Below are 22,999 nucleotides of genomic sequence, written 5' to 3'. Positions count from 1 at the left end.
TCACGGCGTGTGGACTTTGACCCTGCGCCGCATGCCCTCATCTGCTCCGCGGGCACGGGGCCAAACCACAGAGAGTATACAGCAGCCTTGCGACAGGCTTGCGGCTCTAGTTTTGTCAAAGACTTCGGCAATCATGCTGCCACACTAGGGTCAGGACCCATTGATTTCTCTGGCGTGTGTCACGGTCCGAAAAACGAGCGGTGAGCATGTCTGATCTGTTCTGGCTGACCGACGCCCAGATCGCGCGTCTTGAGCCCTTCTTTCCCAAGGCACACGGCAAGCCGCGGGTCGATGACCGACGTTTGCTAGGTGGGATTATCTTCGTCAATCGCAATAGCTTGCGGTGGCCGGATGCCCCCACCACCTACGGGCCATATAAGACGCTCTATAACCGTTGGAAACGATGGAGCGACAACGGTATCTTCGCGCGAATGATGGCCGGTCTGGCTGCCGAGTACGGTGATACGAAGACCGTGAAGATCGACGCAACGTATCTCAAGTCCCACCGAACAGCGACCGGCTTGGGCATGGAAAAGGGGGGCGTGGGCGCCTGCTTGGTCGAACGAAGGGCGGCATGAACCCTTGATCGGCAGGTGATTGGAACAATCACCGAGAGGGGCCAAACTGCACGCCATCTGCGACAGCCAGGGTCGATCGCTCAACCTCTTCGTCACCGCCGGACAAGTCAGTGGCTACATCGGCGCACGGGCACTTTTCGGTAGCTAGCTGGATGTCGATTGGTTGCTCGGGAACCGCGGTTATGATGCCGACTGGTTCAGAGAAGCATTGGAAGACAAGGACATACGCGCCTGCATCCCCGGACGTAAGCAGTGCAAGAAGCCGGTGAAATACAACACGCGCCGATACAAACGCCGGAACCGGATCGCGATCATATTCGGCCGGCTAAAGGATTGGTGACGCGTTGCGACACGATACGACAAGCGTCCGAAGGTCTTCCTTTCTGCCATCGCCTTCGCAGTTACCGCCATCTATTGGCTGTGTGTCCTGACCCTAGCACGCAAAACCTTCGCGTATTTCTTCTTTGGATGTTTTCGCGTCTTGGTGGCGGCCAACGCCACTGGCTTTGCGATAGATGAGATGAGCCTCTATCAGGGTCTGCCGCAAATTTGGATCTTCCTGCCATTAATCGCAATGGTTGGGGCGGCATGAGCATGCCGCCAGATCACGTGGATTGGGATGAAGAGACGGAGGAAACCCGGTCGTTTTCGCGCCCCGCGCCCCTGCCCCGGCGCGACAGAACTGCGCCCTTAGCGAAGATCAGTTGCGCGGAAACGGCGACGCAACCTCCGCTCTGGCGGCCGCGACCGGATACGGGCCACCGGTGTTTGGAAAGCTTCGCGCGATATCACGCCCAGACCTCACTTCGGGTCTTTCGGCCACGCGCGCAAAAGACCAGGAGCTTTGCCGAACCGTTCCTCTTCGGTTGGATCGCACGGTACGGACCAGATACGATTTCGGGATCTGATCCGTTTCTGAAGGCACCTTGTCGGTAACCGGCTCCGGACGACGACGTAAGATGCCGATTTTCACGGTGCTTCTTCAAACACCAACTCGGGAACAATCACCTCCCATACGTCTCACTTCAGAAGGTGCAGGAACGCCTCCTCGTTGTCGTATCGGTATCGCCGCAGGATGGCGGCGACTTCGCCATGCGCGAAGACGGCCCTCTCCGGGGGCGCGGAGCTCTTCTTTGCCATGCGCCCGAGAATGCGCCCCTTGATATCCGCCAGAACCCAGACACCGCTTTCCTGTCGCTCCAACGTGACGGGATCCCCAATCCGCGCCTCGCGAATTGCCGCAAGCGACGGGTTGGTGTTCGCAAGGCGACCGGCAAAGGACAGGTCGACCATACGCGCCTCGGCGGATTGAAAGAAATGTCTTGGTTTCGGGAATGCATTGATGTCCGTGGCAACGGCCCGGCTCACAATGGCAGGTGACCGCGCCGGCAGGTATTCGTGATTGTCGTTGCTCATCACGATCAGGTTGCGGCGAGCGCGCGTCATGGCGAAATAAAACAGGCGTCGCGGGGCATCTTGATCCTCGTTTTTGCCCGGGCGCTCCCAGCCGCCGTCAAGAATGATCACGTCGTCAAATTCGAGACCTTTGGCACTGTGCGCTGTCACGAGCTTGAGCCCGCGCTGTTCCCCCCATGTCTCGTCCGCCCATTCCGCCAGCTACTCGATGATGTCCTCCGCCGGCAAGGCCGAGTGTTAATCTCCCTTGCGAGAAGTCCAAGGCCTTCTCCAATCCGGTCGGTCCATCGTGAAGACGGGATCTGGTTGAGCCGATCTGTCAGATCGCCAATGCCGAGAAGCTCACCACGGGAGGCGCGCACCGCCGCGACGAAGTCTTGCATCTCTCGCATCCGCCACAGGCGAGGGAGCCGCTCGCTGGCCAGTTCCACCGGAATGCCCAGAGCCTCTGCATAGTCCCGCACGGGTGCAAGTTTGCACCAATCGCGTGAGATGATCGCGGTCCGCGCCCAGTTCCAATCCGGAACAAGGGTCGAGAGCCGCCGCAACTCGTCTATGGCCGCCATCGCTTGCGCGTCATTGCCGGGCGGGCATTCCAGGATTTGCACGCGCCCCTGGGCCACGGGGTCGCGCCCGGTCATCTCGCCCCCATGCGGCGCTTGTTGGCGCGCATCATTGATGACGATGGGATGATCCACCTTCATGCGGTCAGAGCACTGTCCGATGACGGCATTCGCCGCCGTGATGATGTGTTGCGAAGACCGATAGTTGCTCGTGAGGTAGACCGGTTTCGCGGCGTAATCCTCCTCAAACTGGCGAATGTGGCGGACGGATGCACCTGAGAAGGAATAGATGTTCTGATCATCATCCCCGACGGCGAAAAGACTGATCCTGAGGTCGGGATCGTCCAAGCTGCGCCCGGCCACTGCGGAGATGAGGGCATATTCCTCGGGACCGACATCCTGATACTCGTCGACCAATAGCCAGCGATATCCCTGCACGAGCGTTTCGCGCAGGGCTTCTGCCGTGCTGCGGTCTGGTCCATCGCCTCGGACGAGCTTGACCGCATCCAGAAGAAGCGTGTCGAAGTCTTGCCGATCGCCGCTGGCGCGACCGGCGAAGCTGGCGCCGACAGGGCGCATGGCAAGGGTATGGATGGTCGATACAGCGACAAAGCGCGCTTCATCGCCAATCAGCTGACGGAGCCGCTCCCGGATTTCCGCAACAGCATGTCGGTTATAGGCCAGAACCAAGATGCCCCTGGGATCCTCCCGCTTGATCTTTACAGGATACGCGATGCGGTGGACGAGAACGCGGGTTTTCCCGGACCCCGGCCCCGCCAGACCAAGGACGTTTGTCTGTTCGCGGTTGTCTCTTACGATCTGCCCTTGCGTGGCGTTGTTCAGCGCCGCAACGATCCGGTTCCAGGTTTCGCCCGTCGCCTGCCGACGGAACTCGGTTCCGCGCCCGCGCACCCACCTGCGCATGAAGCGATCGCGGTCCAGATCGAAGTAGTCCAGTGCCAGCCGTTCTGCGTCCGGCATGTTCTCCAAGCCCTTTTCCGCATAGGTGGCCATGACGTGGGTCCGTATGGTCTGTTCCGCGTAGTGCTCTTCAAGGGGCGCGAAATCGTCGACCGTGAAGACACCACCGTTCGGGTTGAGATGCAGCGTGATTGCAGGGCGGAACACCGACAATCCTTTGCCAAGCGTTGCGACATGCTGCTCGTGAAGCCACAACAGGGCTCGGTCCATCAGCTTGTTGGGGTCATTGACCGAAGCGCGCAGGATCGCGTCGCCGCTGATACCGGCCAGTAGATCCCCCAGAGTGGTCTCGACCGAGACATCCTTTCCACGAACGCCTTTCGGCACCTTGTCGGTCAAATGCGCCAGCGGTCGAGACGCCGTCTGACGCCTCAGCTCCGCAGATTTCTCGACAACATCCCAGGTCCGCTGAAGGCGAACGAAGAGACTGCCACGCGAAGCGCGACGCACATGGATATTGCCCCGTTCGCCATCCAGATCGCGCCCATCCTGCGTCATCCCATAAAGCAAACCTGACACGATGTCGGGGCGCACTGCTGTGTACCCCTTTTCGCGGAGCGCTTGACAGGTTGCTGCCAGATTAAAGGGGTAAAGCGTGCCGCTATCCGCGTCCGGTGCCTCCTCCCGCAGGAGTGCGATCAACTCAGCTTCGAGACGCGCCGCGGCTTCCAAACGCACGCTCGAGCGGTCCTCGACGCCCACATGCACGAACACCGTGATATTGGTGTCATCGGTTGCAAGGCCAAGCGCTTCGAGATCGGTGAGCGCCTTGCGCAAAGCCGGGAGTGATAGCCCGCTCGCTCCGCCGAGCTCTTCGGTCGAGATGCCCTCTTCCTTTGGCGCATTGATGATGTGGCTGACGACCCGGAGAAGGTCTGCGCGTCGCGTCTCGGATATCTCTGCGCGGGCCAAAACAGCTTGTGCATCCTCGAGCCCCCGAACCGTCAGGGAGGCCGGAAAGACCTGAACCCGGTTTTCCTCCCGCCGAAGAAGCTTTGCCTCTTCAAGCCAGGCAACGGCCGTTTTCATCCGCGTGTCATCGGTCGCGTCATCCCGCTGAAACTCGTGGTCTCGCTCTTCCTTGACGATCTCGCCGGGTGTCGCCACGACCTCTCCGCTGCGGCGGGTGCGGCTATCCAATCGGCGCACCGCCTTCAGAATGGCGCCGATCTCGTGGCGCGCCAGCCGGGAACGCGCGCTGAGACTGAATTGACGGTCCACATCCTCGGCGTTGAACAACAGGACGCAATGGGCGGGTGCTCTGTCACGTCCGGCTCGCCCCGCTTCTTGCAGGTAATGCTCAAGGGATCCGGGCACATCGCCATGAACGACAAGCCGAATATCCGGCTTATCGATCCCCATGCCGAAGGCATTCGTCGCAGCAATAACGCGAAGCTCGCCGACCCGAAACTCTTCTTGAATGTCGGTCTTCTCTTCGGCTGTGCGCTTTGCATGGTAGTAGTCAGCCGCAAGACCATAGGTCTTCAGGAACGCGGCCACGTTCTCTGCATTGCTCCGTGTGGCGCAGTAGACCACGGCACCGGAAGCACCAGCTTCGGGGAGATGGGCCTCGATGGCCTCCAGAATGTCCGCGTTCTTGGAGCTGCGGCCCGTAGGGGACACTTCGAAACTCAGGTTGGACCGGGCTGCACCGCCATCAATGCGCAGAAGCTCAAGCCCCAGGCGCGCATTGAAATGCTCGCAGATATCCGCGACGACATCGGGCTTAGCGGTTGCGGTAAGGCAGAGAACAGGCGCGATCTCGTCGCCCGAGCTTTCCTTGATGAACCGGCCGATATAGCGATAGTCCGGTCGGAAATCATGCCCCCATTTCGAAACGCAATGCGCCTCGTCGAGGACCCATAGACCGATCTCGCGTTGGGCCAGTACTGACCGGACGGAGACACTCCGAAGTTGCTCCGGCGAGATGATGAGAATGGCGGCATCGCCCAGTCGGACCTTGTCGAGGGCAACGCTTCGTTCCGGGAGAGAGAGCATGCCGTTGATGGTCACGGCCGAGGCGATGCCGGCCCGTGCCATTCCCTGGACCTGATCGGCCATCAGCGCCACCAACGGAGAGATCACGACCGTCAGCGCCCCGGTCTTGTCAAACCGCGAGAGCGCCGGAAGCTGTGGGGATATCCGCGCGCGCGACCAGTTTGGGACCGTTCGCGTCAAACGCGACCGCCGCAAGCGCAAAGATTTGCGCCTCCTCCGGGGTCACCTCGAGATCGATCGACACAGATCGACGCAAGAGGTTTGACACTGTGATACTCGCAACCGTGTTCATCGCGAGGAGTATGATGGGGTCAGCCTTAACCTCGCAAGAACAGAGGTTCTTTTGACTTTAACTTGGCGCATGCAGAAACGCTGGATCAAGCGAAGGACGCGCGCCGGACCTAGTTGCTTTGGCTCAGCTGAACCAGCCCAAAGAAAAAGCTCCGGGTGCGGGTCTGTTTGGTCCTGTGCGGCGCCTCGCGGCGGCAACATTCCGGACGGGCCCCGGGATCCGTCCGCAACGGCGACGCGCCTGCCCTCGGCTGCGAAGGCCGACCGAGGCGAAAGATCATCATCGGTTGGGGCGGGCATAGGAGACGCGGCGTTGCGGCTATTTAGGGGCGGGGCCCGTGCACTCGGGCACCTCGGCCCCTCCCGCTAGTGCGAGAGCAGGATGGGGATCGGCGCGTCCACAAGGATCCGTGCGGTCACACCGCCAAAGAAATCCTCGCGGAACTTCGAATGCTCGTAGGCACCCATCACAAGGGTCCCCGGCTTATGCTTCCGGCAGTACTTGAGGATCGTCTCAGCGATGCTCTTTTCCACGGCGCGCTCTGCGTGGCTGGCCTCGATCCCGTGGCGCGTCAGATGCTGCAGGACCTCATCGATCGGGCGCGCGAGGCTCGGGTTTCCCACCGTGAGCACGTCGATGCGCGTTTGCCCCGTCAGCATGTCGAGCGCATCGGCCATGGCCCGTGCCGCCGCGCGGCCACCATCCCAGGCGAGCACCGAGTGGCCCGATTGCCGCTCGACGCAGCCCTTGGGGATGACGAGCACCGGTCGTCCGCTCATCAGCGCGATGCGGTCATTATGGATCGACACATGGCTGTCCGTCTCGGCGGATTGATCCTGTCCGACGACCAGCACATCGTGAACCTGCGCGCAGTCCGACAGCACCGTATCGACCCTGCCCGGCACCCTGCGAAACTGCAGCCTGTCACCCAGCTCGAGGCTCGGGCGCAGCGCCTCGAACTGCGCCTCGAACTGCGCCTCGATCCCGTCGAGGAACTCGGCGCTGGCATCGGCGATGATGCGGGTGGCCTCGCGGGGCGCCCAGGCCGCATGGCTGTTGAGGGCGTCATGGGTGGCATAGGCCAAAAGCGCCGTCACATGGGCCCCGTGGCCGCGCGCCATTCCCGCGGCATATTGCATCGCCGAGACGGCGCTTTCGGTGCCGTTGAAGGCGGCGAGGATGTTCCTGAGGCTCATGGTTCAACTCCCAAATCCGGGCCAGATCGCGGCGGGGACATAGACATGGCCCTCCGCGAGTTTGCGGGCCGTGCGCACAAGCCCAGCCGCCTGCAGGTCAAAGCCGTCCTCGGCAGAGAATTCCACCAGCACGTCAATCGTGCCCGAGGGATGCTCAAGGACAAGCTGCGCCGGACTGGTCTCTGGCGGGGCCATCATGCCGTCGGCGATGGTGCCGGGTGTCAGCGCGCAAGAGGCCAGACATTGCGCGCCCGTGACGGCCATGGTCGGGTGGGTCTTTTATGGCATGAAATAGCGCGCGGCGATGGATCCGGACCCGGAGGGCGGTGCCAGCAGGCCGAATTTCGGCGTCACCGAGCTGGAAACATCACCCATCCCCATGCGGGCCCCAGCCGCGATCCGGATCGCCTCCATCCGGGCGAAGAACGCGGTGTGGTCGTCGAGCTCTTGGCAGCTCTCATAGCCGCTGAGCCCGAAATCCTCCGCCCGGGCGAGAACCATGGGCACGGCCACATCCATGCAGGTCACCTCGATCCCGTCGATCCGGTCACGCAGCTGCCCCGTAGGCAGGAAGGCCCCCGTGGCGGCCCCCACAACCCCCATGAAGGTCAGCTCGATCGGCGCGGCCTGCCCCGGCACCCCGGCAATCTCGGTCTCGCCCGCATAGGTCAGCCGGCCCTCGGGGGTCTGGATCCGCGCCTCGATCCGGGCACCGGTATTGACCGCGTTGATCCGGATCCGCGTGACATCCGTGTCCGGCTCCAAGAGCCCCATCTCGATGGCCGCCGGCCCGACGCCCGAGAGGATGTTCCCGCAGGTCGGCTTGAAGTCCACCAGCTGATCCTCGACCGAGACCTGCGCGAAGAAGTAGTCGATATCCGCCCAGTTATCCTTGGATTTCGACAGCATCGCCACCTTGGTGGTCACGGCGGTCCCCCCGCCGATCCCGTCGATGTTGAGCGCATGTCCCGACCCCAAGGCACTGACCAGCACCTGCGCGAGGGTCTCACGATCCTCGGGCAAATCCTCGCGCCGGAAATAAGGCCCGCGCGACGTGCCGCCGCGCATGAAGACGAAAGGGATTCCCGTCTGTGTCATGTCAGCGGCCAGGGCAGATCGACGAGGCTCTGCAACAGTCCCGGCGGGAAGTCGCGGTTCAGCGCGCCGGCCATGACCAGCATGAACCCGATCCCGCACGCCGCCAGCAAGACCGCCTTGGTCCAGGACACCTGCGCCCGCACCCGAAAGAACGAGACCAGGAACAGCGCCAGCGCGATGATGAACCCAAAGAGCGCCGAGAGCGCGAGCAACCCCGCGAACCATGCCAGCGTCGACCAGAGGCCATGGGGCGCATCCGCATCCTCGCCCTGCGCTTCCTTGTCCGCAAAGATCACATCGGCCTCGGGCTTCATCATCATCTGGAACACCAGGATCAGGCAGCAGACCAGCGCGACCGACCCGACAAAGAGCGGAAAGACCTTGTCGGTAAAGGCGTAGTTCGGAATGAACGACGCGTTGATTACGGCCACGGCCAGATAGGCGGTCACGACCAGCAGAAAGGTGACCGGCGCCCGCTTGGAGCCCGATTTCACATCACCCTCCGCCTGCAGCATCTTGGCCTGACGCAGACCGAAAAACACCGAGAGCACGGTCACGATCAGCAGCACGATGACGATCGGGCTAAAGATGTAGTCGATGCCCTCCTCAAAGCTCTTGCGGAAGCGGCTGGCGGCGATTTGGTAGGCCTGGTTGGTGAAGGTCTCGGCCGGGTTGGACAGCACGAAGCCGATCAGGAAGGCCGGGCGCGACCAGTCGAACCGGCGCAGGAAGATCCCGATCAGCCCGATCACGAAGAGCGCCACCAGATCCGCGAGGTTCTGCCCCGACTGGAAGGCCGCAAAGGCAATCAGCATGAAGAGGAACGGTGCCACGAGGGTGAAACGGATCGTGGTCAGCCTGGCGATCATCCCCGAAGAGGCGATGCACAGGACCGTCCCCACCACATTAGCCAGCGCCAGCAGCCAGACGATGGAATAGGTGATGTCGAGATTGTTCTTGAGCATGGCCGGGCCGACCTCGATATCGCCCGAACCGAGCAGGGCGATGGCCCCAATGAAGATCGCCATGGAGCCCGATCCCGGGATCCCGAAGAGGAGCGTCGGCACGAGGCCCCCGCCCTCCTTGGCGTTGTTGGAGCTTTCCGGACCGACAATCCCCCGGATCTCGCCCTTGCCGAACTGGCTCTTGTCCTTGGTGGTCTGCACCGCGTGGCCATAAGAGATCCAGTCGACCACGGATCCGCCCAGGCCGGGGATCACACCGACCATCACCCCGATGATCGAACACCGCATGCTGAGCCAGATATTCCTGAACCAGTCGCGCACGCCCTCCATCCAGCCGCTGCCCAAGGTGGCGCTTTTCGAAATCGAGCTGTCCTGCCGCAGGAGCGAGACGATCTCGGGTACCGCGAAGATGCCGAGACCGACGATGACCAGCTTCAGCCCGTCCGTCAGATAGGGCAGGTCATAGGTGGCCATGCGCAGGCTGCCGCCCGCATCTGCCTCGCCGATGGTGCCCACCATCAGGCCCAGCCCGGCCGCCGCAAGCCCTTTCCAGACCACCCGCCCGGCGAGGATCGCCACCATGGACAGACCCAGAATGGTCACCATCAGCATCTCGGGCAGGCCAAAAGCCAGCACCAGTGGCCGCGCAATCAGGATGAAGACCGTCAGAAAGGTCGCGCCCACAAGCCCGCCAAAGAGTGACGAGGCGAAGGCCGCCGAGAGCGCCCGCGCCGCCTCGCCCTTCTTGGCCATGGGAAAGCCGTCCAGCACTGTCGCTTGCGAGGCCGACGAGCCCGGGATCCCCATCAGGACCGAGGCAAATGTATCCGAAGTGGGCACGACGGCCACCATTCCGATCATCAGCGCAAGGCCCAGAACCGGGTCCATCCCGAACATGAACGGCAGCAGCAGCGACAGCCCGGCAATCCCGCCAAGCCCCGGAAAGACCCCGATGGACAGCCCCATCACCACCCCCAGAACGAGGTAGCCGAGCACAATCGGTTGCGAGATCAGTCCGATGGCCTCGCTCAATGCCGGCAACGCGATACTCAACGTCTCCATCCTGCCCCTCCCCTAGAGCTCAAGGAACGAACCCGGCGCGCGTGCGCCGGGCATAAGGATTTTCAAAGGGTTACTTGAGGCGGACGCCGTATTCCTCTTGCAACCAGTTGGTCACAAAGGTCTTCGCGCTGTCCGGGACACCCGTGGCGGTGGCCAGTGCATCCTGGGCCCCGCCCCCGACAAAGACCGGGTACTTGCCCACGCGCTTGGTCGAAATCTCGGCGAAATCGGCGCGCTCGGTGACCGCCTCGAAGGCGGCGGTGTAGGTGTCGATCACCTCCTGGGGCGTGCCCGCGGGCAGGAAGGCGAGCTTCTGCACCGGGAACCCGGCAATGAAGAAGGCTTTCCACGCATCCCAGGAATCCCCCGAGGTCTCGCAGCCCTCCGTCGCTTCGCAGACCTCCTTGAAGGTCGGGAGATCCGGGAAGGTCGGATCGCGGACGATATTGCCCTCGGCATCCAGTGCGCCCCAGGACATCATCGGCACGGCGCTGCCATCCTCGACCAGTGGCGCCGATCCCGAGAGATAGCCCGACGAGGTCTGGTAATCGATATTGGCCTCGCCCCGCTCGAACATCAGCCGCCCGTCGCCGCGCCCCTTGATGCCAAAGACCGGCTCCACGGTCATGCCCAGCATCTGCCAGGCCAGCAGCGGCACCAGATCAAGGCGTGTCGCGCCCTGGCTGCCATAGACGAAATCGATCTCCTTGAGCTTGTTGGCCGAGCCATCGAACATCGCGCCGGCCTCGGCGTTCAGATAGGCCACGCCGCCCGTGCCCGAGGCCATCACAGCATGCCAGTCGCCATATTCATAGCGCACCCGCGGGTCCCCCAGCAGATAGGGGAACTGGGTCGAGCCGGATGTCCCGAACAGCAGCGTGCCATCCTCGTGCTCTTCGCGCTGGAACCAGTTCGCCCCCTTGGTCGACCCCGCACCCGGCATGAATTTCACCACCACGGTCGGCGCGCCCGGCAGGGCCTCGGACAAAAGTGGCGCAAAGAAATTCGCCCATTTGGCGGAGCCGCCCGTTTCGGAAAAGGGGATCACCCATTCCACTGTCTTGCCGGATAAATCGACCTCTGCCAGCGCGCTGGCCGCGGTCATTCCGGTCACACAAGAGGCGGCCGCAAAAAGGCGCACCGCTTTCGCGATTGAATTCATGTTATCCTCCCAGGTCACGGCTTTTGCCGCTTGTTCGTAAATCTGTCGCAGTGCTCGGAGCCCGCGCATGGCGAGCTTACACCAAGTTCCTTTCATCAACTTTTCATGGAACGAACTTGTTGCCGGTTCAGCTTCCGGGCGAATTGCGCAGGGGCAGAGTGATGGCGAACCCGGCCCCGGTGTCGCTCAACCCCCCGGTGGCGCGGATCTCGCCGCCATGGGCGCGCAGGATCTCGCGCGCGATGGCAAGTCCGAGCCCACTGCCCCGGCCGAAATCGAGCTGGGTGAACCGCTCGAAGATGATCTCGCGATCGGCCTCCGGGATCCCGCGGCCATCATCGCGCACGGTGATCCGCGCCTCGCCCTCGGCACTGCCAAGGATCAGGGCAATCCCGCGCAGCCCGGGACCCGCATGGGCCAGCGCATTGTCCAGAAGGTTCTCGATGGCCTCGCCAAAAAGCTCCGGATCCCCCACGAGCGGGGCGGGCTGGTCATCCTGGTCGAACCCGAACTCCACATTGCGGTCCAATGCCCGGTCGCTGAACCGCTGCGCCACGTAGAGAAGGCTGTCCGCCGCATCGAAGGGCTCGCGCTTGAAGCTTTCGGGGGAATGACGCAACCGTTCGAGCATCAAAAGCTGCTCGGCCAGTTGCGAGGTATGGCGCGCCTCCGTCAGGGTCTTGCCGACGCGGCGGGTCATCTCGTCGGTGGTCTTCGCGTTGAGCGCGGATTCCGCCAAGGCCTGCACCGCAGCGATGGGATTGCGCAGCTGATGGGCGGCGTTGCTGATGAACCGGTCCCGCGCATCGATGGAGTTCTGCACCTCCTGAAACAGATCATTGAGCGTACCCACGAGGGGCTGCACCTCCTCCGGGACGGCCTGGGCAATCGGGCGCAACTCCTGCGGATTGCGTCGGCCCACTGCGCTGCGCATCTGGTTGAGCGGGGCGAGCCCGGAACTGACCCCGAACCAGACAAAGGCGATCACCGCCCCCACCAGCAGCACGATGATCACCGCCGAGGAGACCGCCTGTCAGATCGCGAATTGCTGACGGACGGCCTGCTCCTGCCAGACGGTGATCGTGGCGATCCCCTCCAGCCCGGCGGAATTGACCAGCTGCCCGAGGGCAACCGCGCGCACGGGCCGCCCGAGATGGGTCGAGTCGAACAGCTCCGGCGCCGTCGCCCCCGAGAGCGGGGTGACCGCGCTGCGGGGCGGATAGCCAAACCCCGCCACATAGGCGCCGTCCGGGCCGTGGACATGATAGAATATCTTGCCGCCGCTGGCATTGGTCAGCAAAAGCAGCGTCTCCTGTGACAGAAGCTCCACCCCGGAGGAGGCCAGATCCCGCGCCACAGCCAGGGACACGGCCGTCAGGTTGCGGTCGAAGATTTCCTTGGCGGTCTCGAACACATACCAGGTCCGCCACCCGCCCAGCGCCAGCGCAACCGCAGAGAGCGGCAGCACGATCCGGATCAGCAGGCGCAGCTTGAGCGAGCGCACAGAGTTGCGCGGCGTCAGCACTCCAGTCGGTATCCGATGCCACGCGCGGCCTTGATCGAGACCCCATGGGGTCCGATCCGGCTGCGCAGGCGCGAGACATAGACCTCGATCGCCGAGGCGCTGACATCCGCGCCCGAGCCATAGACGAAGCTCAACAGCGCCTCCTTGGACACGAGGCGGCCCTTGCTGTTGGCGAGGCATTCGAACACGGCAAGCTCCTTGCGCGGCAGATCCAGAGGCGTGCCCGCCACGCTGAGCGAGCGGCTCTCGCGCTCGAAATCGATGGCGCCAAAGCGCTCGGTCTCGGTGAATTTCACACTCCGGCGCAACATCGCCGCCACTCGCGCGACCAGCTCGGCGATCTCGACCGGCTTGCCGATATAGTCGTCGGCCCCGGCATTCAGCCCGGCAATCGCGTCCTTCGTATCGCTCTGGGCCGTCAGGATGATCACCGGCGTGGAATCCCCCGCGCGCGCATGCGGGTCAGAACCTCGAGCCCGGCAATGCCCGGCAGACCGAGATCAAGGATCACCAGATTGACATCCTCGCGGCTCAGGAACTGGTCCGCATCGTGCCCGTTATGGATCACGTCCACCCCGTGCCCGCCATCGGTGAGAACATCGGCAATCGCCTGCGCCAGCCCTTCATTGTCTTCGACGACCGCGATCAGCATGCCGTGGCCTCCCCCAGAGCACCCCTCTCTCACAGGATAGAGCCTTTCGCTTTCATAATCCTTTCAGGTCTCGCAACCCCGCAGCGCCCCACGCGGACGGGCCAGATGAAACGCAGACGCTTTGGCCATGGCGCGCGGGTGCAAGGGGACGTGGTCGTCAGAGCGCGCGCGCGGGCAGGACGCGCCCGCGACAGGGGCCGAATCCGATCTGATAGCCCGCGCCCCGGGCCGCCCCCCGCAGGGTCAGCGTATCACCATCCTCGAGAAAGCGCCGGCATTGGCCATCGGCCAAGGTGATCGGCTCCGCCCCGCCCCAGCTCATCTCAAGCAGCGATCCCCGCGCCTCCGGTCCCGCCCCAGAGATCGTGCCCGATCCCAGAAGGTCCCCGACCCGCATGGGACAGCCCGAGCTCGCATGATGGGCCAATTGCTGTGCGGCGGAATAGTAAAGCTCGCGCGCATTGGTCCGTGCGAGGATCGTTTCGACGCCGTCCTCGGGTGTCAGACCGACCTCCAGCGCGATGTCGTAGAGCATCGGCCCCGGCTCTTCGAGATAGGGCAAGAGCGGCACCTCGCGCGGCGGGGCTGCGACGCGAAACGGTGCGAGCGCGGCGACGGTGACGATCCAGGGGCTGATCGTGGTCGCGGTTGCCTTGCCCTGAAACGGGCCGAGCGGCTGGTATTCCCAAGCCTGAATATCCCGCGCCGACCAATCATTCAGCAAGACGTAGCCAAAGATCGCCGCAAACCCCTCGGCCACGCTGAGGGGTCCCGATGAAGGCTGACCGACAATCGCGCCCAGCTCCAGCTCCAGATCGAACCGGGCCGAGGGCGCAAAGCGCGGCAGCACATCGTCCGGCCCCTTGATCTGACCATGGGGCCGGATCACATCCGTGCCCGAGACCACCACGGAGGAGGCCCGACCGTTATAGCCGATAGGAATATGCAGCCAGTTCGGCGGCAAGGCCTTGTCGGCGCCGCGAAACATAGTGCCGACATTGGTGGCATGGTGCCGGCTGGCATAGAAATCCGTGTATTCGCGCACCTCGAAGGGCAAATGCAGCTTGGCGGTGTCCATGGGGACCAGATGGGGGGCAAGCGCCGCGCGCTGGTCCGATCCCTCGGCCAGGGCTGCGGTCAGCGCGGCGCGCAACCGCGCCCAGTCGGCCTGTCCCCGCGCCATGAACCGGTTCCAGCTTGCCTCCGCGAACACGCCGCCAAAGGCCAGCGCCCCCGCAGCCTCCAACCCGGCGAGATCCAGGATCCGGTCGCCGATGGCCACCCCGCAGCGCGGCGGCGTGGGTCCGGTCGAGAAGACCCCGTAGGGCAGATTGTTCAACGGAAAGGGCGTCGCCGCGCTATTCGCGCTCTCGACCCAGCTCCGGCGTAGCTCGCTCATGACATGGCCCCCTCTCCTGTCCCGCGGGGTCTGCCCCCGGGCCGAGCATCCCCCCTGCGCCGGGCTGTTGCAATGGGGGCGTGGATCTCGCGCGGATGCGGCTGCCGCTACGTCACCAGACGCATAGCGGCCTTGCCACGCCCCCTCTAACCGGGCCCGGCACACGTCCCCACGTCTGTGGGGAAAGGAGTAGACCGATGCTCGACACTTATGACATGCGCAAAACCGATATGCCCGACGAGATGCGGGTCCTGCTGGACCAATACCCGCGCGACAGCTGGGCGGCCCATCCCGGCTTTGCAGAGAAAACCCGCCACTGGCTGGGGGCGCATCAGATGTTCCGCCAGCTGGCCGAACGGGTCCGGCTGGATGCCGAGGCCTGTCTCGACCGCGACCTGTCCCCCGAGACCCATGCCGAGCGGCTCATGCAGTATGGCGGTGCGCTCGTGGGCAATCTGCATGGTCATCACGGCTGGGAAGATCGCAGCTACTTCCCCGAGCTCTCGGCGGCTGATCCCCGGTTTGATGCCGGGCTCGCAGTGCTGGAACAGGATCATGTGGATCTCGACAAGGTGCTGGCGGAGTTTACCCGACATGCCAACCGGGTCCTGCAACTGAGCCATCTCGACCCGCCGCAAGCCCGCGAGGAGGTCGCGCAGGTGCAGGGCACCAGCGCCGTGATCGAGGCCTTTCTGCAGCGCCATCTCGGCGATGAGGAGGATCTGGCCGTGCCGATCATCCTGCACCACCGCCTGCGCGGCTAAGCCCGCAGCCACAGCACAGGGCCCACCCGGACACCCTTCGGGCGGGCCATTGCCGTTCAGGCCGTCTCGGCCTTCTCGGTTGTCATATCGGGGTCGATCCGACGCGATACGGCCAGCAGAGCCCGCAATGCAAAGGCAGTCGTGACCGTATCACTTTGCCATGTGATCCGGCGCCGGACCCGACCCAGGGCGCGCCCAACCTCCATCTGGATCCACTGGGTGCCGGGCCAGCTACCATCGGGGTTCTGATAGCTCAGCAACAGCTCGACCGCGCGGGTCACGGCCTCTGGCGGCAAACCGTCCGCCAACAGGGCCAGTGCCATGGCGGTATCCAGCGGGACCGCCTCCCACATCCCCCAACCGCCCGCCGGATGCACGGCCTTCGCGAGGGCTGCGCACCCTGCCTCTGCGGCGCGGGTATGGCCCGTGGCCACCATCAACTCGGCACACAGCGCGGTGCCATAGACCGGTCCGGCATACCACGTGGCCGGCCAAAGCCCGCCGGGCGCTTGCGCCGCGGCTATGGCTGCGGCCCCGCGGGCAATCTCGGGCGCGAAGCGCGCCGCATCCATCGCATGCAGGCCGAGAAAGAACCGCGCGCAAACCTCCGGATCCACCGTATCGCCCCAATGCCAGCGCACTCCACGCCTCATCCGCTTGCGCGCCTTGAGCGGCGCGTCAGGGGCGATGATCCAGGTGCGCGGCAGCCCGTTCGCCTCGGTCCCCGCAAGCGCTATTCTGATCGGGTCCCCGACCAGAGGCAGGTGCTCCGGCGCGGCCCGGGCAAAGAGGCGGATCGCCGCCCCGAGGCTGTCGAGGTCCGGTGGCAGGTCTGGCAGGTCCGGGAAATAGCTCCAGCCGCCGGGCCGGTCGCTCAGCCGCGCCTGGGCCACCCGGTCTGCCTGCCTCCGGGCCACCGCGCGCCAGCGCACCGCCGCCTCCCCCTCGCAGAGATCCGCCGCGTCAACCAGCAGATCGGCGATCACCGCCGGGGCAAAGACTTCGGCCACATGCTCCACAGACCCGCCCCCGACCCCGGCCCAGCGCGGGAACCTCATGCGGTGATGCGCCTCGGGAAACCCCGCCGCCCCTTCGGCCTCGAGAAACGCCCCGGCCCGGTCAATCGCCGGGCCGAGGGCCGCGCGCAGGCTCACCCGGTCACGGTCAGCGCGTTGACGAGCGTGTGGGACGTGGTGCCGTTGACCACGGTCACATCCCGCTGCCCGGTCGGCGCGGCATTGCCCACGTCGAAATTCGCCTGGATCTGGGTGTCGTTCAGGATCACCACCGAGTTGGTCGATACCCCGATGCCCGAGACATTGACCTGCAGGATGGCCGCACTTGGGTCAAAGCAGCTGCCGTCGATGTTCAGCACCCCGCTTTCCCCCCGGGCCACCGAATTCGGTGTGACGGCGGTGACCTCGAAACGGCGCACCTCGATGGCGTTGCCAAAGACCTCGTCCGAGGCGAGTGGCCGCGACAGGATCAGATCGCCCGGCCCGAGATCCGAGGTGCCGAGAATATCCACCGAAAGCTTGAGCTCCGTATCCGTGCTCGTCGGCTGGATCGAGATGCTGACCCCGCCGAGCGTGGTGCTTACCGCCGTCACCTGAGCCAGGTTCTGGCCAAACAGGCTGACCGAGACATTGTTCGCCGGGCTTGCAAAACCCCGGCAGAGCACGGTGGGCTCGACCATGTTGACCACCGGCTTCAGTGCCAGCCCATCGAGACAACCCGGATCGACCAGCGTCTCGAAGGTTAGCGAGCCCGCCGCCCCTGCCGCGCCGATCCCGCCTTCATTGGCATTCGAGCCAGCGCCGAGACCCGAGGGCGGGAAGCCGGGATTGCCCGTCTCGCCATTGGAGGCCGCGTCGCATTGGTTGGTCTTGAACCCCGCCTGACCGCCGCCACCCGGCAGGCCGCCAAAGCCCCCCAGACCCCCGCTGCCCTCGTTGCCGCCGTCATTCACATAGGTGAACTTGCCGCCGACGAAGATGCCCGAGGCGATCACATCCGCGCCGGAGGCGATGGTGATGTTGCCCGCATTTCCGCCATCGCCGCCCTGACCGCCCTTGCCGCCATCGCCGCCGCTGCCACCGTCGCCGCCATGGCCGGGCTGCCGGTCGCAGCCCTCGCCGGGCCAGCTGTTGTCGGACTGGCCCTGTCGGCCATTCATGCCCTTGCCGCCCTTGCCGCCATTCTGGCCGCGCTGGCCGCGGCCGCCGACCTGTCCGTCAAAGTCGATGATCAGGTGACCGTCCAGCCCCTCGAACACGACCTCCAGCGCGATCAGCGCGAAATTCGGCGCGAACCGGCCATTGTCCCCTTTGTTCCCAGGATTGCCGTTGGTGCCCGCGCCGCCGGTGACGCCGCTATTGCCCTGACCCTGATCCTGCCAATTGCCGAAATCCTGGCCGTCCGGCGCCTTGAGAGGGTTGGGAATGGGCTGGTCATTCACGATCAGGCGCTGCCGCCATGTGATGACATTCTTGTTGGTGTACTGGTTGCCCGGATCCTCGGGGCCGCAAGGGTTGAGGGTGATCGGCGCCCCGCCCCCCACCACGACCAGCCGACGGCACACGACCGTGTAATCCCGGCAGTAATCCCCTTCGTTATCGTCGCGCTTCTGGGGTTCGAAGATCAGCCGCCCGTTGTTCAGAAAGCGGATCTCGTCGCGGATGAAGCAGCATTCATGGACCGGGAAGTCCCCGGTGATGACCTCTGACTGCCGTGGATCCGAACCGATCAGGGTCTCGATCTCCTGGCGACAGCGGTCGCAGACCAAATCAAGAATGGGCATTATGTGTCTCCTCCTTGTAATTCTTGGGCGTGTTGTGGGGGGATGGGGGTGCCACGAAGGGCGCCCATGGGGGCAGCTCCGGCAGGCGCAGGCCGCGCGCGGCGAGCGCGCCAAGGGTGCGGGCGCGAAACCCCTGCAGATGATCCAGCGCGGCATCGAGCTCGGGCCGCCCGACATCCGGCCCGGCAAGGAGCAGGGCCATGTCCTCGGCCAGATCCGGGCAGAGCCGCGCGAATTCCGGACCGACCCGTTCGGAGGGCCGCAGGAAGTTCTCGTCACCGCCCGCCTCGGCCCGCGCCGCCACCAGCGGCAAACGGGTCAACGCATATGCGTGAAACCGCAGGTAAAACATCGCCCCCATCAGGTCGCCCCCGGCGGCGAGTTCGCGCGCGATGGCGATGCGCCAGTCGAGCTCGTCGGGGGCCGCGAAATAGCGGTACTCCCATCGGGTCATCTGTCGCATCGCCTCGGGCCAGTCGGGTTCGGGGAAACGGGCATGAAGCTGACCGTGGAAGCGCCGCAGGCGCGCGATCATCCCCTCGAGATCGCCCTCAAGCCGCAACGCCCGGCCAATGCCCGCGCGTTCGTCGCGCCCCAGCACAACATCGACCCGGCGGAGTGTCTCGGTGGGCCGCGTATAGACATTCGGACAGAGCATGCCGAGCCCATCCGCCAGCGCCGCGAGACAGGCCGAGTGGGCCATGTGCAACCAGAACAAGGCCACCGCCGGGCTGTCCCAGCTCACCCCGATCTCGCGCACCGTGGCGAAGCCCATCTCCAGCAGCCCCGCGACCCGCCGGGCGCGCAGCTCCGGGGTCTCGAACAACCTGCCGAGCTCTGCAAGGGCCGGGGCGCAGGTTCCGTCCCGGTCATGCACGAGCCGCGAGCTCAGGATCCGGTGCGGGATCAGGCCCCGCACCGCCAGCGCCGGAAGGTCCTGCAGATCGCGTTGCGGCACCCACATCACATCGATGCGGCGTTCCCCCGGCAGCGTCAGCCGCTCGGGCAGAAAGTCTTCCGCAGCGCCGATTGCCAGAAAATCGAGATCCGAGTTCTCGGGGACATCCCGGTCAATGGGCGGGTCCCGCAGAAGGAGTGCATCAGCACGATGGGAGAGACGGTCTTTTGCGGCCGCGACACAGGCACTTATTTGCCCAAACTCCGTGGACATTCCAATAAACATTCAAACCTCAAATCGCCGATCAAATAAGGCACCGTGACAAACACACAGCGTTCAGCAAATAGAAACAATAATTGGATTTATACCATGTTGGCCCTAATCCGACAAGGATCGGCCCGGCCCCATCGGCGCATCTTCGCCAATCTGCACCCAGTGCCGGGCCCTGCCCTTTGGGACATGCGCGCCGGGCCTGCCCCCCCTTCTCCGGCCATCTGCGGCTGCCCGGAACGCCCGTCTGCACTGGGTGGTCTAAGCGTTTGAGACAACCTCATCAGGCTCGAATGTCTCTGGCATTGTCCCGAAACACAGAACAATACGGCGCCCTGCGCGCGGCCGCGTCCCGAGCTCGCGACGCCTTCAGAGCGCTGTCGTTCGCCCGGCTTGCCGCACACGCGCATAAATGTGGCACCTGCGGCATTTTCTCAATCCTGCCATGGGGTTTTCCCGAGCCTGTCCGGAACAAAACCATTTAACTACAGCGCTATATCCCGCAAGTCCCCGAATTAAACGAAGTGGGAAAAAGCCTTAATGATCCCTAAAGACCCGAATAAACATCTGCCCGGCTATAGCCAGCCTCCGGGGCCTGTGAATATACTGAAAGGGCAATGGAGAATTGCGTAACGATCAAATCATTCCAAAGGTATTGTTGAGTAGATGCGTGTGTTGGTGACCGGTGGTGCGGGATTTTTGGGCAGCCATTTATGTCGTGCCCTGCTGGGGCGGGGCCATCAGGTTCTCGCGATGGACAACCTGCTGACCGGGCGCATGGAAACGCTCCATGATCTGCTCGAGCACAAGGGGTTTTCCTTCCGCAAATGGGATGTCTCGCTGCCCTACGAGGCGGAAGTGGACGTCATTTTCAACATGGCATCGGCGGCCTCCCCCCCGAAATATCAGATCGACCCGGTCCACACATTGCGCACAAATGTGCTGGGCGCGGATCACGCGCTGCGCGTGGCGCAGACTTGCGGTGCGGTGATGATCCAGGCCTCCACCTCGGAGATCTACGGCGACCCAGACTGCCACCCGCAGCCCGAGAGCTATGTTGGTCAGATCGATCCGCTCAGTCCGCGGGCCTGCTACAACGAGGGCAAGCGCGCGGCCGAGACCTTGTGTTTCGACTATCACCGACGCCACGGGGTGCGCGTCAAGATCATGCGCCTGTTCAACACCTATGGCCCGGCCATGGACATCGAGGATGGCCGGGTCGTCACCAATTTCCTGGCGGCTGCCCTGCGCGATGCGCCGCTTCAGCTCCATGGCGACGGGAGCCAGACGCGCAGTTTCTGCTATGTCAGCGATACGATCGCGGGCATGCTGGCGCTAATGGACAGCGACGACACCCAGACCGGACCCTACAATATCGGCAATCCCGGTGAGATCACCGTGCGCGCGCTGGCCGAGCAGATCAAAGCTCTGACCGGCTCGGACAGTCCGGTCGTGTCCGGTCCAGCGGCGACCGACGATCCGAGGCGGCGCTGCCCGGATATCACGCGCGCCAAGGCGGAGCTCAACTGGGCGCCGTCCGTCCCGCTCGCAGACGGATTGCGGCATACGCTGGACGACATCCGCGCCCGGCTCGCTGCCCGCGCCGCACAAGGAACGGCCGGATGATCTCGCTCATCATCCCCTGCCATAACGAGGAACTCGTGCTCGGGGCGCTCCTGAGCTCGCTCGCCGCCCAGACGGACCTCGCGGAGGATCACCGGATCGAAATTCTGGTGGTGGCCAATGCCTGCAAGGACCGGACTTGCGCCGTGGCCGAAGAGGCCCGCGCGGCGCTCGAGGCGGCCGGCTTCTCCCTTGGGGTCATCGACCTTCCCGAGCCCGGCAAGGCGGGCGCGCTCAACACGGCCGATGCGCGGGCGCAGTTTGCGCCGCGGCTCTACGTGGATGCCGATGTCACGCTCGCGCCCGAGGTCCTCGCGCAGCTCCTCCCCCTGCTTCTGAGCGACGAGGAGATCTATTGCAGTGCCACGATCCAGGTCGCCCCGGCCCGGAGCTGGGTCAGCCGGGCCTATGGCCGCTTCATGCTCGCCATGCCCTTCGTGCGCGACGGCGTGCCCGGCATGGGGCTCTACGGTGTCACGGCCGCCGCGCGCAGCCGCTGGGGAAGCTTTCCGCTGATCCATTCCGATGACCGCTTCGTGCGCCTGCAATTCGCCCCCGAAGAGCGTCGCAAGGTCCCCGCCCCCTATGTCTGGCCCGTGCCGGACGGTCTGGGCAACCTGATCAGGGTGCGCCTGCGCTGGAATGAGGGCAATCGCGAGTTCGCGGGTCTCTATCCCGAGCTGCTGGTCAATGACGGGGCGCGCAATGATCTGCGCGCCTCGCTGCGCACGCTGCTGGCCCATCCGCTGGACGGGATCGCCTATGTGACGGTCTTTGTCTCGACAGCACTCTGGGCGCGGCTGAAACGCAAGGATAGCGCCGTGGTCTGGCGGCGGGGGCGTCCCACCGCCTGAGCCGCCCGCCCCCAGCGCCTAGCCCTTGTCGCGCCGGGCCGAGGCATAGCGCTCGGAGGCGTCGTAATAGGCGTCAAACCCGATCCGGTCGCGCAGTTCGACGAAATCCATCAGGTCCGGCCGCGCATCGGAGCGCATGGATTTCAGCGTCGTGACCATGGCCTGCATCGCCGCCGCCATCAGGGACAGGGGATAGGCGGCAATGGCATAGCCGATCTCGTGCAGCTCGGCATTCGACAGGTCCGGCGTGTCCCCGCCCTCGACTATATTCGCCATCTTGGGGCCCGGCAGGTTGCGACAGACCTCGCGCATCTCCGCCGCGCTGCGCGGCGCCTCGACAAAGAGGATATCGGCACCGAGCTCGGCGAACCTGCCCGCCCGGTCGATGGCCTCGGCCAGCCCGTGTTCGTGGCGCGCATCGGTACGTGCAAGGATCAGGATGTCACCGCCCGCCGCACGCAGGGCCTCGCGCTCATCCACCGCCGCCCGGATCCGGTCAAAGGCCTCGTCGCGCCCGACCACCGCCTTGCCCGGCGTATGGCCGCAGCGTTTGGGCGCAAGCTGATCCTCGATCATCACCGCCGCGCAACCCGCCTTGGCAAAGCCCGCAACCGTGCGGCGCACATTCATCGCGTTGCCATAGCCCGTATCGCCATCCCCAATGAGCGGGATCGAGATCGCATCGGTGATATTGCGCGCCTGATCCACCACCTCGCCATAGCTCATCAGCCCCAGATCCGGCGCGCCGATCCGGCTGGCCGAGGCGGCAAAGCCCGACATGAAGGTCAGGTCATACCCTTCCTGCGCGATCAGCTTGGCCGAGAGCGCGTCGTAACAGCAGGGCATTACATGGCAGCGGTCCTGCGCCAGCAGGCTTCGCAAGGTCTGGGCGGGGGTCGTCAT

General features: G+C 64.5%; 14 protein-coding genes and 4 pseudogenes. 4 read left to right on the top strand and 14 right to left on the bottom strand.

Going from position 1 to position 22,999, the window contains the following annotated elements:
- Nucleotides 1–206: 206 nt before the first annotated feature.
- Nucleotides 207–999: pseudogene (locus ACP15I_RS12375) on the top strand (IS5 family transposase); the annotation flags it as partial.
- A 599-nt stretch (nt 1,000–1,598) separates the two neighbouring features.
- Here the strand turns inward: ACP15I_RS12375 and ACP15I_RS12370 are convergent.
- From ACP15I_RS12370 to fahA, 10 genes and pseudogenes are all read right to left on the bottom strand, one after another.
- Nucleotides 1,599–5,704 (bottom strand): annotated as a pseudogene (locus ACP15I_RS12370) (RecQ family ATP-dependent DNA helicase); the annotation flags it as partial.
- A 489-nt stretch (nt 5,705–6,193) separates the two neighbouring features.
- Nucleotides 6,194–7,024, bottom strand: a complete 831-nt coding sequence (locus tag ACP15I_RS12365; protein WP_424975319.1) for a universal stress protein — start codon at nt 7,022–7,024, stop codon at nt 6,194–6,196.
- A 3-nt stretch (nt 7,025–7,027) separates the two neighbouring features.
- Nucleotides 7,028–8,122 (bottom strand): annotated as a pseudogene (locus ACP15I_RS12360) (4-oxalomesaconate tautomerase).
- Entirely contained in the window at nt 8,119–10,149 is a 2,031-nt protein-coding gene (locus tag ACP15I_RS12355; protein ID WP_424975318.1) for a tripartite tricarboxylate transporter permease, read from the bottom strand. The pseudogene ACP15I_RS12360 and the gene ACP15I_RS12355 overlap by 4 nt, the downstream one beginning before the upstream one ends.
- 70 nt (nt 10,150–10,219) lie before the next feature.
- Nucleotides 10,220–11,254 (bottom strand): tricarboxylate transporter, encoded by a 1,035-nt coding sequence (locus ACP15I_RS12350; RefSeq protein ID WP_424975430.1) that lies wholly within the window; start codon nt 11,252–11,254, stop codon nt 10,220–10,222.
- A 184-nt stretch (nt 11,255–11,438) separates the two neighbouring features.
- On the bottom strand, nt 11,439–12,326 hold the full coding sequence (locus ACP15I_RS12345) for a sensor histidine kinase (protein ID WP_424975317.1): 888 nt from the start codon (nt 12,324–12,326) through the stop codon (nt 11,439–11,441).
- Nucleotides 12,327–12,344: 18 nt separating this feature from the next.
- A complete protein-coding gene (locus tag ACP15I_RS12340; RefSeq protein WP_424975316.1) occupies nt 12,345–12,836 on the bottom strand; it encodes a sensor histidine kinase N-terminal domain-containing protein in 492 nt (163 codons plus the stop codon).
- Nucleotides 12,830–13,147, bottom strand: coding sequence for a winged helix-turn-helix domain-containing protein (locus tag ACP15I_RS12335; protein ID WP_424975429.1), 318 nt, complete (start codon nt 13,145–13,147; stop codon nt 12,830–12,832). Before ACP15I_RS12335 ends, ACP15I_RS12340 begins: the two co-directional genes overlap by 7 nt.
- Nucleotides 13,148–13,213: 66 nt before the next feature.
- A pseudogene (locus ACP15I_RS12330) lies at nt 13,214–13,488 on the bottom strand (response regulator transcription factor); the annotation flags it as partial.
- A gap of 157 nt (nt 13,489–13,645) precedes the next feature.
- Nucleotides 13,646–14,887, bottom strand: coding sequence for a fumarylacetoacetase (fahA, locus tag ACP15I_RS12325; protein ID WP_424975315.1), 1,242 nt, complete (start codon nt 14,885–14,887; stop codon nt 13,646–13,648).
- A 197-nt stretch (nt 14,888–15,084) separates the two neighbouring features.
- Here fahA and ACP15I_RS12320 point away from each other — a divergent pair, with 197 nt between their 5' ends.
- Nucleotides 15,085–15,651 (top strand): hemerythrin domain-containing protein, encoded by a 567-nt coding sequence (locus ACP15I_RS12320; protein WP_424975314.1) that lies wholly within the window; start codon nt 15,085–15,087, stop codon nt 15,649–15,651.
- Between the two features lie 56 nt (nt 15,652–15,707).
- Here the strand turns inward: ACP15I_RS12320 and ACP15I_RS12315 are convergent, their stop codons facing one another.
- From ACP15I_RS12315 to ACP15I_RS12305, 3 genes are read right to left on the bottom strand one after another with little or no spacing between them, the layout of a single operon-like run.
- Complete coding sequence (locus ACP15I_RS12315) at nt 15,708–16,805, bottom strand: prenyltransferase/squalene oxidase repeat-containing protein (protein ID WP_424975313.1); 1,098 nt, start codon at nt 16,803–16,805, stop codon at nt 15,708–15,710.
- Nucleotides 16,802–18,451, bottom strand: a complete 1,650-nt coding sequence (locus ACP15I_RS12310) for a hypothetical protein (protein WP_424975312.1) — start codon at nt 18,449–18,451, stop codon at nt 16,802–16,804. The genes ACP15I_RS12315 and ACP15I_RS12310 overlap by 4 nt, the downstream gene beginning before the upstream one ends.
- On the bottom strand, nt 18,438–19,622 hold the full coding sequence (locus ACP15I_RS12305) for a hypothetical protein (RefSeq protein WP_424975311.1): 1,185 nt from the start codon (nt 19,620–19,622) through the stop codon (nt 18,438–18,440). The genes ACP15I_RS12310 and ACP15I_RS12305 overlap by 14 nt, the downstream gene beginning before the upstream one ends.
- A gap of 663 nt (nt 19,623–20,285) precedes the next feature.
- On the opposite strand from ACP15I_RS12305, the gene ACP15I_RS12300 reads away from it, so the two are divergent.
- Nucleotides 20,286–21,245, top strand: a complete 960-nt coding sequence (locus ACP15I_RS12300; protein ID WP_424975310.1) for a UDP-glucuronic acid decarboxylase family protein — start codon at nt 20,286–20,288, stop codon at nt 21,243–21,245.
- Nucleotides 21,242–22,096: a glycosyltransferase gene (locus ACP15I_RS12295; RefSeq protein ID WP_424975309.1), complete on the top strand. Its 855-nt coding sequence runs from the start codon at nt 21,242–21,244 to the stop codon at nt 22,094–22,096. Before ACP15I_RS12300 ends, ACP15I_RS12295 begins: the two co-directional genes overlap by 4 nt.
- A gap of 18 nt (nt 22,097–22,114) precedes the next feature.
- On the opposite strand, the gene ACP15I_RS12290 is transcribed toward ACP15I_RS12295, so the two are convergent.
- The gene (locus tag ACP15I_RS12290; RefSeq protein ID WP_424975308.1) at nt 22,115–22,999 is read right to left on the bottom strand and encodes an isocitrate lyase/PEP mutase family protein; all 885 of its coding nucleotides are present in this window, start codon (nt 22,997–22,999) and stop codon (nt 22,115–22,117) included.

This window comes from Dinoroseobacter sp. S124A (assembly GCF_049801015.1).
GTDB lineage: Bacteria > Pseudomonadota > Alphaproteobacteria > Rhodobacterales > Rhodobacteraceae > Dinoroseobacter.
This window is presented reverse-complemented; position numbering and strand designations above follow the sequence as displayed.